The 12,434-nt window shown below is 66.3% G+C and carries 12 protein-coding genes; 9 read left to right on the forward strand and 3 right to left on the reverse strand.

Features of this window, described 5'->3' with window-relative positions:
• Positions 1 to 476 precede the first annotated feature (476 nt).
• On the reverse strand, positions 477 to 1,253 hold the full coding sequence (locus KPB06_RS22110) for an enoyl-CoA hydratase (protein WP_059576928.1): 777 nt from the start codon (positions 1,251 to 1,253) through the stop codon (positions 477 to 479).
• 129 nt (positions 1,254 to 1,382) lie between these two features.
• Here KPB06_RS22110 and paaN point away from each other — a divergent pair, with 129 nt between their 5' ends.
• The 5 genes from paaN (at position 1,383) to paaK (ending at position 7,007) form a co-directional block, all read left to right on the forward strand.
• Positions 1,383 to 3,089, forward strand: coding sequence for a phenylacetic acid degradation protein PaaN (gene paaN, locus KPB06_RS22115; RefSeq protein ID WP_059576929.1), 1,707 nt, complete (start codon positions 1,383 to 1,385; stop codon positions 3,087 to 3,089).
• 87 nt (positions 3,090 to 3,176) lie between these two features.
• The gene (gene pcaF / locus KPB06_RS22120; RefSeq protein ID WP_059576932.1) at positions 3,177 to 4,379 is read left to right on the forward strand and encodes a 3-oxoadipyl-CoA thiolase; all 1,203 of its coding nucleotides are present in this window, start codon (positions 3,177 to 3,179) and stop codon (positions 4,377 to 4,379) included.
• Positions 4,380 to 4,424: 45 nt separating this feature from the next.
• Positions 4,425 to 5,216 carry a 2-(1,2-epoxy-1,2-dihydrophenyl)acetyl-CoA isomerase PaaG gene (gene paaG, locus KPB06_RS22125; RefSeq protein ID WP_059576935.1) on the forward strand — a complete coding sequence of 264 codons (792 nt, stop codon included), beginning with the start codon at positions 4,425 to 4,427 and terminating at the stop codon, positions 5,214 to 5,216.
• A 1-nt stretch (position 5,217) separates the two neighbouring features.
• Positions 5,218 to 5,670 carry a hydroxyphenylacetyl-CoA thioesterase PaaI gene (paaI, locus tag KPB06_RS22130; RefSeq protein WP_059576938.1) on the forward strand — a complete coding sequence of 151 codons (453 nt, stop codon included), beginning with the start codon at positions 5,218 to 5,220 and terminating at the stop codon, positions 5,668 to 5,670.
• 38 nt (positions 5,671 to 5,708) lie between these two features.
• Positions 5,709 to 7,007, forward strand: a complete 1,299-nt coding sequence (gene paaK, locus KPB06_RS22135; protein WP_059576941.1) for a phenylacetate--CoA ligase PaaK — start codon at positions 5,709 to 5,711, stop codon at positions 7,005 to 7,007.
• A gap of 248 nt (positions 7,008 to 7,255) precedes the next feature.
• Here the strand turns inward: paaK and mltA are convergent, their stop codons facing one another.
• The gene (gene mltA, locus KPB06_RS22140) at positions 7,256 to 8,380 is read right to left on the reverse strand and encodes a murein transglycosylase A (protein ID WP_226094280.1); all 1,125 of its coding nucleotides are present in this window, start codon (positions 8,378 to 8,380) and stop codon (positions 7,256 to 7,258) included.
• A 28-nt stretch (positions 8,381 to 8,408) separates the two neighbouring features.
• On the opposite strand from mltA, the gene KPB06_RS22145 reads away from it, so the two are divergent.
• The gene (locus KPB06_RS22145) at positions 8,409 to 8,552 is read left to right on the forward strand and encodes a hypothetical protein (protein WP_226094281.1); all 144 of its coding nucleotides are present in this window, start codon (positions 8,409 to 8,411) and stop codon (positions 8,550 to 8,552) included.
• Between the two features lie 14 nt (positions 8,553 to 8,566).
• On the opposite strand, the gene apaG is transcribed toward KPB06_RS22145, so the two are convergent.
• Positions 8,567 to 8,941: a Co2+/Mg2+ efflux protein ApaG gene (gene apaG, locus KPB06_RS22150; RefSeq protein WP_275905655.1), complete on the reverse strand. Its 375-nt coding sequence runs from the start codon at positions 8,939 to 8,941 to the stop codon at positions 8,567 to 8,569.
• Positions 8,942 to 9,118: 177 nt separating this feature from the next.
• Here apaG and rpe point away from each other — a divergent pair, with 177 nt between their 5' ends.
• The 3 genes from rpe to trpE all read left to right on the forward strand — a co-directional run bounded on the left by rpe (position 9,119) and on the right by trpE (position 12,425).
• A complete protein-coding gene (gene rpe, locus KPB06_RS22155; RefSeq protein WP_059576943.1) occupies positions 9,119 to 9,805 on the forward strand; it encodes a ribulose-phosphate 3-epimerase in 687 nt (228 codons plus the stop codon).
• A gap of 4 nt (positions 9,806 to 9,809) precedes the next feature.
• Positions 9,810 to 10,574, forward strand: coding sequence for a phosphoglycolate phosphatase (locus KPB06_RS22160; protein WP_059576948.1), 765 nt, complete (start codon positions 9,810 to 9,812; stop codon positions 10,572 to 10,574).
• A gap of 357 nt (positions 10,575 to 10,931) precedes the next feature.
• Complete coding sequence (gene trpE / locus KPB06_RS22165; RefSeq protein ID WP_059576950.1) at positions 10,932 to 12,425, forward strand: anthranilate synthase component I; 1,494 nt, start codon at positions 10,932 to 10,934, stop codon at positions 12,423 to 12,425.
• Positions 12,426 to 12,434: the final 9 nt, after the last annotated feature.

Genomic DNA, 12,434 nt, shown 5'->3' on the forward strand with positions numbered 1-12,434 from the left:
AGACTCTTGATACTTTCGCTATCTGATCCGAGGATCAGCTCGCTTTCATCAAGCGCCCACACTTATCGGCTGTTAATTTTTAAAGAGCACGTCTGCGAGAAACTTCGTGTTTCCCAGCAGCGCTGCGTTTTCAGCAGCAGAGAAGCGAGATTATGAGCCGTGTTTCGCAGCTCGTCAACAACTTTCTGAACGACTTCGTTGCGACTGCGGGGCCCATCTTCCTGCGCCGCCGAGGCTCGTTACCACCGAACCTCAACAGCACCGCTTCCCTTCCTCCCGCGCCGCGTTTCCGTTAGCGCGAAAGAGGCGTGATTCTAAGCACCCGCCCCCATCCAGGCAAGCTCTTTGTGAAGAAAGTTTGAAAAGGCCTCCGTGCGCTGTCGCGCACGGAGGCCTTTTTTGATGAACCGGACAAGGCGATCCCGCCCGCAACCGATACAGGCCAGCCATCGGACACCCGCCCCGACGCAGTCCGATCAGCGGTGCTTGAAAACAGGCTTCCGCTTCTCGACGAATGCCGCCATCCCTTCCTTCTGGTCTTCCGTTGCGAACAACGAGTGGAACAACCGGCGCTCGAAGTGGACGCCTTCAGCCAGCGTCGTCTCGTACGCGCGGTTCACCGACTCCTTGACCATCATGACCGCCGGCAGCGAGAACTCGGCGATCGTCGTCGCGGCGGCAATCGCCTCGTCGAGCAACTTGTCGGCCGGCAGCACGCGCGAGACGAGCCCGGCACGTTCGGCCTCGACGGCGTCCATGAACCGCGCGGTCAGGCACATGTCCATTGCCTTCGCCTTCGACACCGCGCGCGGCAGGCGCTGCGTGCCACCCGCCCCCGGCATGACGCCCAGCTTGATTTCCGGCTGGCCGAACTTGGCCGTGTCCGCCGCGAAGATGATGTCGCACATCATCGCGAGTTCGCAGCCGCCGCCCAGCGCAAAGCCCGAAACCGCAGCAATGATCGGTTTGCGGATCTCGCGGACCGCCTCCCAGTTGCGCGTGATGTAGTCACCCCGATAAACATCCATATAGGAGTAGGTTGCCATCATGCCGATGTCCGCGCCGGCCGCGAACGCCTTCTCGCTGCCCGTCACGACGATCGCGCCGATGTCGTCGTCCGCATCGAACGCCTTCAGCGCGGCACCCAACTCGTCCATCAATGCATCGTTCAGCGCATTCAGCGCCTTCGGGCGGTTGAGCGTCACCAGACCAACGCGCCCCCGGGTCTCCACCAGGATGTTTTCGTAAGCCATCTATTTCTCCTCGATCAATGAAATGAGAAACGCCTCGCACATGCGAATAGTTTGATGCTACCATTCTCCGACCAACCGGTCGGTTAATTAATCGATCCGATCCCTCTCAACGTTCATCAGGCCGCCGTCATGACCCATGCCCTGCTCACGAAGCACGAAGACACGCTGAAACACGCACTCGCCGCCATCGAGAGCCGCGGGTACTGGAGCCCGTTCGCCGAAATGCCGAGCCCCAAAGTGTACGGGGAAAGCGCAAGCGCAGACGGCGAGGCGGCGTTCAAGTCGCACCTCCACAAGACCTTCGTGCTTGACCAGCCCGCATCCGGTGAAACGGTCGGCGCCGAGCGCTCGCCATACGGCATCGCGCTGGGCATCCGGTATCCGAAATCCACGCCGGACGCACTGATCGCTGCCGCAGCCGCCGCTCAACGTACGTGGCGCGAAGCCGGCCCGAGCGCGTGGATCGGCGTTAGCCTCGAAATCCTTGCGCGCCTGAACCGCGCAAGCTTCGAAATTGCCTACAGCGTGATGCACACCACCGGGCAAGCCTTCATGATGGCGTTTCAGGCCGGCGGCCCGCACGCACAGGACCGCGCGCTCGAAGCCGTCGCCTATGCATGGGACGAACTGCGCCGCATTCCGGCCGATGCACACTGGGAAAAGCCGCAAGGCAAGAACCCTCCCCTTGCGATGCACAAGCGCTATACGATCGTGCCGCGCGGCACCGGCCTCGTGCTCGGCTGCTGCACGTTCCCGACCTGGAACGGCTACCCGGGCCTGTTCGCCGATCTGGCAACCGGTAATACCGTGATCGTCAAACCGCACCCTGGCGCGATCCTGCCGCTTGCCATCACGGTCCGAATCGCCCGCGACGTGCTGCGCGAAGCCGGATTCGATCCGAACGTCGTCACGCTCCTCGCGACCGAGCCCAACGACGGCGCCCTCGTCCAGGATCTCGCGCTGCGCCCCGAGATCAAGCTGATCGACTTCACCGGCAGCACGCAAAACGGCACGTGGCTCGAACACCATGCCCATCAGGCCCAGGTCTATACCGAGAAAGCGGGCGTCAACCAGATCGTGATCGACTCGACCGACGACCTCAAAGCCGCCGCGAAAAACATCGCGTTCTCGCTGGCGCTGTACTCCGGCCAGATGTGCACGGCCCCGCAGAATATCTACGTGCCGCGCGACGGCATCCGGACCGACGACGGCCATGCGAGCTTCGACGAAGTCGCGCAAGCAATCGCGGTTGCCGTGCAAAAACTCACTGGCGACCCGGCACGCTCGGTCGAACTGACCGGCGCAATCCAGAACGAAGGCGTGACCGCGCGCATCGACGACGCGCGCAAGCTCGGCCGCGTGCTTGCGGATAGCGTGGCTCTCCAGCATCCCGCCTTCCCCGATGCGCGTGTGCGCACGCCGCTCGTGCTGCAGCTCGACGTGGCCGACCGCGAAAAATTCACGCAGGAATGGTTCGGCCCGATCTCGTTCGTGATCGCGACCGACTCGACCGCGCAATCGCTCGATCTGGCCGGTGAAATCGCCGCCGAACACGGCGCGCTGACCCTTTCCGTCTACAGCACCGATGACGCAATCCTCGACGCCGCACACGACGCGGCGGTGCGTGGCGGCGTCGCGCTGTCGATCAACCTGACGGGCGGCGTATTCGTGAACCAGTCGGCCGCGTTCTCCGACTTCCACGGAACGGGCGCGAACCCGGCGGCCAACGCGGCGCTGGCCGACCCCGCGTTCGTCGCCAACCGGTTCCGCGTGGTGCAAAGCCGGGTCCATGTTGCCCCGAAGGCGGTACCTGCGGAAGCTGGCCAGACGGCATAGCCCTAATGGCCGACGTGCAAACGCCGCCATGTTCTCTACCATGAACGAATCCGCCACCCGGCGGGTTCGTCACTCATCGATACGCCCATGACAGACGCCTACATCTGCGACGCGATTCGCACCCCCATCGGCCGCTACGGCGGCGCACTGAAAGATGTTCGTGCCGACGACCTCGGCGCGGTGCCGCTCAAGGCGCTGATCGAGCGCAATCGCGACGTCGACTGGGCGGCGATCGACGATGTGATCTACGGTTGCGCGAATCAGGCCGGCGAGGACAACCGCAACGTCGCACGCATGTCGGCGCTGCTGGCGGGCCTGCCCACCGCCGTGCCCGGCGCGACGCTGAACCGGCTCTGCGGCTCCGGGATGGACGCGGTCGGCACGGCCGCGCGCGCGATCAAGGCGGGTGAAGCGCGCCTCATGATCGCAGGTGGCGTCGAGAGCATGACCCGCGCACCGTTCGTGATGGGCAAGGCCGCGAGCGCGTTCGCGCGCCAGGCCGACATCTTCGATACGACGATCGGCTGGCGCTTCGTCAATCCGCTGATGAAGCAGCTGTATGGCGTCGATTCGATGCCGGAGACGGCCGAGAACGTCGCGGTCGACTACCACATCAGCCGCGCCGATCAGGACCTCTTCGCGCTGCGCAGCCAGCAGAAGGCCGCACGGGCCCAGCAGGACGGCACGCTCGCTGAGGAAATCGTCGCGGTCACGATTCCACAGAAGAAAGGCGAGCCCGTCGTCGTGTCGCGCGACGAGCATCCGCGCGAAACATCCCTCGAAGCGCTCGCGAAGCTGAAGGGCGTGGTACGCCCCGACGGCTCCGTGACGGCCGGCAACGCATCGGGCGTCAACGACGGCGCCTGCGCGCTGCTGCTCGCCAATGCGCAGGCAGCCGACCAGTATGGCCTGCGTCGCCGCGCGCGCGTCGTCGGCATGGCGACCGCCGGCGTCGAGCCGCGCGTGATGGGCATCGGTCCCGCGCCGGCCACGCAGAAACTGCTGCACCAGCTCGGCATGCGTATCGACCAGTTCGACGTGATCGAACTGAACGAGGCGTTCGCGTCGCAAGGTCTCGCCGTGCTGCGCATGCTCGGCGTCGCCGACGACGATCCACGCGTGAACCCGAACGGCGGTGCGATCGCGCTCGGCCACCCGCTCGGCGCATCGGGCGCCCGGCTCGTCACCACGGCGCTCCATCAACTCGAGCGCACCGGCGGCCGCTTCGCGCTCTGTACGATGTGCATCGGCGTCGGCCAGGGCATCGCGCTCGCGATCGAACGCGTGTAACCGACGCGCCGCGCGCCTATAACGAAGTCATGACGGAGATACTGCATGTCCTATCAGGCGATCCAGCTGGATATCGATCAGGCCGCGCGCGTGGCCACGATCACGCTCAACCGCCCCGACAAGCTAAACAGCTTCACGCGGGCGATGCATCGCGAACTGCAGTCGGCGCTCGATGAAGTCGAGGCGGCCGGTGCACGCGCGCTGATTCTGACGGGTGCGGGGCGCGGCTTTTGCGCGGGCCAGGACCTGGCCGACCTCGACTTCACACCGGGCGCGTCCAGCGATCTGGGCACACTGATCGACGAGCATTTCAATCCGTTGATCCGCCGCCTGCAGCGTCTGCCGATTCCGGTGATCGCCGCCGTCAACGGTACGGCCGCCGGCGCCGGCGCGAATCTCGCACTGGCGTGCGATCTCGTGTTCGCCGCGCGCTCGAGCAGTTTCATTCAAGCCTTCGTCAAGATCGGGCTCGTACCCGATTCGGGCGGCACCTGGTTCCTGCCGCAACGCATCGGCATGGCTCGCGCGCTGGGGCTCGCGCTGACCGGCGACAAGCTCGGCGCGGAACAGGCCGAACAATGGGGCCTGATCTGGCGCGCAGTCGACGACGACGCACTCGTCGCGACGGCCCGCCAGCTCGCCACCCAACTCGCGCAGCAGCCGACGCTCGCCATCGCATCGATCAAGCAGTCGATGCGAGACGGCATCACGAACACGCTCGATCAGCAGCTCGATCTGGAACGCGACCTGCAGCGCAAGCTCGGCCAGTCGCATGACTACGCGGAAGGTGTGAAGGCCTTCATCGAGAAGCGTGCACCGCGCTTCGAGGGGCGCTGACATGACGAACGCGACCGCCACGCTCGACCCCGACTCGCTCGCCCGCGCCACCGCGCGGGCCATGTACGACGCCGATGCGTGCAGTCGCGCGTTCGGCATGGAAATCGCCGAAGTACGCGCCGGCTACGCCCGTCTGCAGATGCGCGTGCGGCCCGAATTCCTGAACGGTCACCAGACCTGCCACGGCGGGATCATCTTCACGCTCGCCGATTCGACGTTCGCGTTTGCATGCAACTCGTACAACGTGAATGCGGTCGCGGCCGGCTGCTCGATCGAATTCCTGCGCCCCGTGCACGGCGGCGACGTGCTGACGGCCGAGGCGGTCGAACAGGCGCGCGCCGGCCGCCACGGCATCTACGACATCCGCGTCACGAACCAGACAGGCGACACGGTTGCGATGTTTCGCGGCAAATCCGCCCAGATCAAGGGCACGGTCATCCCGGAAGACCGCTGACGTCGACGGCTCGCCCATAACAAACACTGGAGACATGCATGACTACCCCGCTACCGCTCGAGCCGATCGAGACCGCCTCGCGCGACGAGCTGACCGCGCTGCAGCTGGAACGCCTCAAGTGGTCGCTCCGGCATGCGTATGACAACTCGCCCGTCTATCGCCGCAAGTTCGACGAAGCGGGCGTGCATCCGGACGACCTGAAGACGCTCGCCGACCTGTCGCGCTTTCCGTTTACGACCAAGGGCGACCTGCGCGACAGCTATCCGTTCGGGATGTTCGCGGTGCCGCAAGACCAGATCTCGCGCATCCACGCGTCGTCCGGCACGACCGGCAAGCCGACGGTCGTCGGCTATACGGCCGCCGACATCGACACGTGGGCAAACCTCGTCGCCCGGTCGATCCGCGCCGCCGGTGCGCGCCGCGGCGACAAGGTGCACGTCAGCTACGGCTATGGGCTCTTCACGGGCGGGCTCGGCGCGCACTACGGCGCCGAGCGCGCAGGCCTCACCGTGATCCCGTTCGGCGGCGGCCAGACCGAAAAGCAGGTACAGCTGATCCAGGATTTCCGGCCCGACATCATCATGGTCACGCCGAGCTACATGCTGTCGATCGCCGACGAGATCGAGCGCCAGGGCCTCGATCCCGTCAAGAGTTCGCTGCGCATCGGCATCTTCGGCGCGGAGCCGTGGACCAACGACATGCGCGTCGCAATCGAACAGCGGATGGGCATCGACGCGGTCGACATCTACGGGCTGTCCGAAGTGATGGGCCCCGGCGTGGCGTCCGAATGCGTCGAGACCAAGGATGGTCCGACCATCTGGGAAGACCACTTCTATCCGGAAGTCATCGACCCGGAAACCGGCGAAGTGCTGCCCGATGGGGAGCTCGGCGAGCTCGTGTTCACGTCGTTGACGAAGGAAGCGCTGCCGATCATCCGCTACCGCACGCGCGATCTCACGCGCCTGTTGCCGGGCACCGCCCGGACGATGCGCCGGATGGAGAAGATCACCGGCCGGTCGGACGACATGATGATCGTGCGCGGCGTCAACGTGTTCCCGACGCAAATCGAGGAACAGTTGCTCAAGCAGCGCGCGCTCGCGCCGCACTATCAGATCGTGCTGACGAAGGAAGGCCCGCTCGACGTGCTGACGCTCAACGTCGAGCCGTGCCCGGAAACCGCGCCCGATACCGCGGCGATCCAGGCGGCCAAACAGGCGCTCGCGTACGACATCAAGTCGCTGATCGGCGTGACGGCCGTGATCAACGTGCTGCCGGTGAACGGCATCGAGCGCTCGGTCGGCAAGGCGCGCCGCGTCGTCGACAAACGCAAGGGCTAAAGTCGCGCGACGCACGTACGGCGCGCGGCGGCGAGCGCGTGCCTGCAAACGAAACAGCCCGGTCGGCCAACGCCGATCGGGCTGCTTTACTCCAAGCGTCGTTCGACGTGACACTCACCGGATCACGCGAACTGAAATCACGTGGTCACACCGGCGATCAGGCCGGCACGCGCCACGCGCAGGAGACGCACCGCGAATGCCGCGTCTCATGCGCGGGCCACCATCCGGGCAGCCCGCCCTGCCCCAAATCACGAATTCGGGAACAGCAGCCACATCCGGCCGACCTGCTTCATCCGGCCAGCCTGGTCACCGGCGTCGTCGCCGAGCCCCCAGAAATAGTCTGCCCGCACGCCGCCCTTGATCGCCGAGCCCGTATCCTGCGCGAACACGAGCCGGTTCATCGGCGTATTCGTCAGCGGACGCGTGGTCTGCAGGAACACCGGCGTGCCGAGCGGAATCGACGACGGATCGACCGCGATCGAGCGCTCCGGCGTCAGCGGCACGCCGAGCGCGCCGATCGGACCGTCCGCGCCGCCGTGCGGCGCATCCTCCTTGGTCGGCATGTCGCGGAAGAACACGAAGCGCGGATTCGTGTCGAGCAGCGCGTCGACGCGCGTGGGGTTCGCCTTCGCCCAGGCCTTGATGCCCTGCATCGTCGCCTGTGCGGGCGTCAGCTCGCCGCGATCGAGCAGCCACTTGCCGATCGAACGGTACGGCTGGTTGTTGGTACCGGCAAAGCCGACCCGCATCACCGAACCGTCGTCGAGCAGCACGCGCCCCGAGCCCTGCACCTGCAGGAAGAACGCCTCGATCGGATCGTCGACCCATACGAGTTCGTTGCCGTTCAGGATGCCGGCGCGCTCGAGCTGCGCGCGTGCGGGCAGCGCGGCGCCCGCGCGATAGCCGGCCGGCCAGCGATAGAGCGCGTACTGATACGGGCCGCGGCGCACGCGCGAACCGTGCAGCAGCGGCTCGTAATAGCCAGTCACGAGCCCGTCGAGCGTACCGTCGGTATTCGCGAACTGGAACGGCGTGAAATACGTTTCGAAGAAGGCGCGTGCGCTGCTGACGTCGAGTTCGTCTAGCCGGTCGGCGGCCGCGCAAGCGCGCGTCCAGGCCGGCTGGCGTGCGAGCCGCGCGCAGTTCTGCCGCAACGCGGCCGTCGCGCCGATCAGCGAATCGTCCTGCCAGCCCGGCACCTGCTGCCACGCGACCGGCGTGAGCCGCTTCGCGGCGACCTGCCCCGGCACGATCGCCGCGCCGGTCGGCGGCTTCAGCGCGGAGGTCCGCGTCGGCGCGCCGCCGCACGCGGCGAGCAGCGCCGCCGCCGCGGCTGCGGCCATCCACCCGGCCAGCCGGGGCCCAAACCACATACAATGTCCGTTCTTGATGGAAACCGCCATGTCAGATTTTCTCGACCAATATCCGATGCTCATCTTCGCGCTCGAAGCCTTCGTAGCGCTTGCCCTGCTGATCTTCATCGTCGTCTGGACGTCGTCGGGCAGAAAGAAGCCGGCCCGCCACAACGACCGCCAGCCGCGCTGACGCGCGCCGCACGCTCAATGCAGCGTGCGCGGCATGTGCAGGGCAAACTCGTCGACCGGCGCCTCAAAACGCTCGCCGTCCTCGGCCACGCAGAAGTACGCGCCGCGCATCGTCCCGACCGGCGTCGCGATCACGGCCCAGCTCGTGTATTCGAAATGCTCGCCCGGCTGCAGCAGCGGCTGGTGCCCGACGACGCCGAGCCCCTTCACTTCCTGCACGTGGTTCTCGCTGTCCGTGATGATCCAGTGACGGGCGATCAGCTGCGCCGCGACCTGTCCGGTGTTGCGGATCGTCAGCGTGTACGCGAATGCGTATTGACGGTGATCGGGGTCGGATTGTTCCGGCAAGTAGCTGGTTTTCGCCGAAACGGTGAACTGATACTGACTCATGGTGTGTCCGCTGTAGGTAACCGCGCGCGCCGATTCGAGCGGCCGGGCCGCGGGCGCGCCGCATTGGTTCGGCATTCTATGCGCAATCGGGCGGCAACCGCACAGCCTGCCGCCGCGCACCGGGTCGCCGGACGGTAGAATGACGGTTTTGCGCCGCAACGTCCCCGCTCCCCTGCCATGACTCAATTCCGCATCGCTCCCAGCATCCTCTCGGCCGACTTTGCCCGGCTCGGCGAAGAAGTCCGCAACGTGGTCGCCGCCGGCGCCGACTGGATCCACTTCGACGTGATGGACAACCATTATGTGCCGAACCTCACGATCGGCCCGCTCGTCTGCGAGGCGATCCGCCCGCACGTGCAGGTGCCGATCGACGTGCACCTGATGGTGCGCCCGGTCGACCGGATCGTGCCCGATTTCGCGAAGGCCGGCGCGAACCTGATCAGTTTCCACCCGGAAGGCTCCGACCACATCGACCGCACGCTGTCGCTGATCCGCGACCACGGCTGCAAGGCCGGTCTCGTGTTCAATCCGGCCACGCCGCTGAACTACCTCGACCACGTGATGGACCGCCTCGACTTCGTGCTGCTGATGTCGGTGAACCCCGGCTTCGGCGGTCAGTCGTTCATTCCGGAAACGCTGAACAAGCTGCGCGAAGCGCGCGCGCGCCTCGACGCGTACACGGAGCGCACCGGCCGCGAGATTCTGCTCGAGGTCGACGGCGGCGTGAAGGCCGACAACATCGCGGAAATCGCGGCGGCCGGCGCCGACACGTTCGTCGCCGGTTCGGCGATCTTCGGCAAGCCCGACTACCGCAAGGTGATCGACGAGATGCGCGCGGCGCTCGCCACCGTCGAGCGGAGCTGACACCGTGGCCGACTCGTCGTTCGCCGGCCACGCGCCGGCCGGGGCCGCCACGGACGCGGCCCCGATCCGCTTTGCCGCACCGCGCATCGATGCCGCGCTGATCGACCTCGACGGCACGATGGTCGACACGGCCGACGATTTCACGGCCGGCCTGAACGGGATGCTCGCGCAGCTTGGCGCGCCGGCCACGTCGCGCGACGAAGTCATCGGCTACGTCGGCAAGGGCTCCGAACACCTGATCCAGAGCGTGCTGAAGCCGCGCTTGCCGGCCGACGAAGCGCACGCGCGCTTCGACGACGCACTGGCGATCTACCAGACCGAATACGCGAAGATCAACGGCCGCCACACGCGTCTCTATCCGGACGTGGCAGCCGGCCTCGACGCATTGCGCGCGGCCGGCATCCGGCTCGCGTGCGTGACGAACAAGCCGCACCGCTTCGCGGTCGAGCTGCTCGAACAATACGGGCTGGCCGGCTGCTTCGGCATCGTGCTGGGCGGCGACAGCGTCGCGCGCAAGAAGCCCGATCCGCTGCCGATGCTGACAGCCTGCGACGCGCTCGGCGTCGCGCCAGGCGCCGCGGTCGCGATCGGCGACTCGGAAAACGACGCGCTGGCAGGCCGCGCGGCCGGGATGGCGACGCTGACGGTGCCGTACGGCTACAACCACGGCAAAGCTATACAAACGATAAATTCGGATGGTATAGTCGATTCGTTGCTGGTCGCGGCTCGCGCAATTTCCGCGCACAATGCCGGCCGGCCAACCGTCTGATTATTTCTTCCATCCGCATGTTTCTGAATAAAAAACGGAGTCTGAGCAGCATCGACCGGGGAGCCTGGCCCTGGCGTCGCTGGTCGCGCTAACCTCTTCGATGAGGTACGCTGAAGCACGTCTTCAGCGCCGTTTTTTATCTCGCTGCGCATCCGCGCGCCGACCGTCGCACCACCTCGAGTTCCACCGCGTCCGAACGCTCGCGTTCAGGATCCGCCGCAGGCTCGCGACGTTCACGCCCGGAGTGCCGGCCGGCAACAGGCACTTCTCGATCGACCGCCCTTTCGCCGACGGCCACCCGCGCAGCGTCAAGTGATCCCTGGCGCACGCGCCGCTCGTCCCGAACAGGACCGGAACATGACCGAACTCGAATTCCAATCGCTCGCGAACGAAGGCTACAACCGCATCCCGCTGATCGCGGAAGCCCTTGCCGATCTCGAAACGCCGCTGTCCCTCTACCTGAAGCTGGCCCAGCCCGAACGCGCGGGCGCCAACTCGTTCCTGCTCGAATCGGTGGTCGGCGGCGAACGCTTCGGCCGCTACTCGTTCATCGGCCTGCCCGCCCGCACGCTCGTACGCACCCGCAACGGCGTGTCGGAGGTCGTGCGCGACGGCCAGGTCGTCGAGACGCACGAAGGCGACCCGTTCCAGTTCATCGAATCGTTCCAGGCCCGCTTCAAGGTCGCGCAGCGCCCGGGCCTGCCGCGTTTCTGCGGCGGCCTCGCCGGCTACTTCGGCTACGACGCGGTGCGCTACATCGAGAAGAAGCTCGCGAACACCGCGCCGCGCGACGATCTCGGCCTGCCCGACATCCAGTTGCTGCTGACCGAGGAAGTCGCGGTGATCGACAACCTCGCCGGCAAGCTCTACCTGATCATCTACGCGGATCCGGGCCAGCCCGAAGCGTACGCGAAGGCGAAACAGCGCCTGCGCGAACTGAAGCAGCGCCTGCGCACGACCGTGCAGCCGCCCGTCACGTCGGCGAGCGTGCGCACCGAGACGTTCCGCGAATTCAAGAAGGAGGATTACCTGGCCGCCGTGCGCCAGGCGAAGGAATACATCGCGGCCGGCGAGCTGATGCAGATCCAGGTCGGCCAGCGGCTGACGAAGCCGTACCGCGACAATCCGCTGTCGCTGTACCGCGCGCTGCGCTCGCTGAACCCGTCGCCGTACATGTATTACTACAACTTCGGCGATTCCCACGTGGTCGGCGCGTCGCCGGAAATCCTGGTGCGCCAGGAAAAGCGCGGCGACGACCAGATCGTCACGATCCGGCCGCTGGCCGGCACGCGCCCGCGCGGCAACACGCCCGAGCGTGATGCGGAACTCGCGACCGAGCTGCTGAACGATCCGAAGGAGATCGCCGAGCACGTGATGCTGATCGACCTCGCGCGCAACGACGTGGGCCGCATCGCGGAAATCGGCTCGGTGCAGGTGACCGACAAGATGGTGATCGAGAAGTACTCGCACGTGCAGCACATCGTCAGCTCGGTCGAAGGCAAGCTGAAGCCCGGCATGACGAACTACGACGTGCTGCGCGCGACGTTCCCGGCCGGCACGCTGTCCGGCGCGCCGAAGGTGCGCGCGATGGAACTGATCGACGAGCTCGAGCCGGTCAAGCGCGGGCTGTACGGCGGTGCGGTCGGCTACCTGTCGTTCTCGGGCGAGATGGATCTCGCGATCGCGATCCGCACGGGCCTGATCCACAACGGCAACCTGTACGTGCAAGCGGCGGCCGGCGTCGTCGCCGATTCGGTGCCCGAATCCGAATGGCAAGAGACCGAGAACAAGGCGCGCGCGGTGCTGCGTGCGGCCGAACAGGTCCAGGACGGCCTCGATAGCGACTTCTGACCGGAGACT

This window comes from Burkholderia semiarida (assembly GCF_029268935.1).
Lineage (GTDB): Bacteria > Pseudomonadota > Gammaproteobacteria > Burkholderiales > Burkholderiaceae > Burkholderia > Burkholderia semiarida.

Excerpts from the sequence above, each read along its gene's own strand:
- KPB06_RS22110 (WP_059576928.1), bottom strand. The coding sequence starts at position 1,253 with ATGGCTTACGAAAACATCCTGGTGGAGACCCGGGGGCGCGTTGGTCTG.
- paaN (WP_059576929.1), top strand. The coding sequence starts at position 1,383 with ATGACCCATGCCCTGCTCACGAAGCACGAAGACACGCTGAAACACGCA.
- pcaF (WP_059576932.1), top strand. The coding sequence starts at position 3,177 with ATGACAGACGCCTACATCTGCGACGCGATTCGCACCCCCATCGGCCGC.
- paaG (WP_059576935.1), top strand. The coding sequence starts at position 4,425 with ATGTCCTATCAGGCGATCCAGCTGGATATCGATCAGGCCGCGCGCGTG.
- paaI (WP_059576938.1), top strand. The coding sequence starts at position 5,218 with ATGACGAACGCGACCGCCACGCTCGACCCCGACTCGCTCGCCCGCGCC.
- paaK (WP_059576941.1), top strand. The coding sequence starts at position 5,709 with ATGACTACCCCGCTACCGCTCGAGCCGATCGAGACCGCCTCGCGCGAC.
- mltA (WP_226094280.1), bottom strand. The coding sequence starts at position 8,380 with ATGTGGTTTGGGCCCCGGCTGGCCGGGTGGATGGCCGCAGCCGCGGCG.
- KPB06_RS22145 (WP_226094281.1), top strand. The coding sequence starts at position 8,409 with ATGTCAGATTTTCTCGACCAATATCCGATGCTCATCTTCGCGCTCGAA.
- apaG (WP_275905655.1), bottom strand. The coding sequence starts at position 8,941 with ATGAGTCAGTATCAGTTCACCGTTTCGGCGAAAACCAGCTACTTGCCG.
- rpe (WP_059576943.1), top strand. The coding sequence starts at position 9,119 with ATGACTCAATTCCGCATCGCTCCCAGCATCCTCTCGGCCGACTTTGCC.
- trpE (WP_059576950.1), top strand. The coding sequence starts at position 10,932 with ATGACCGAACTCGAATTCCAATCGCTCGCGAACGAAGGCTACAACCGC.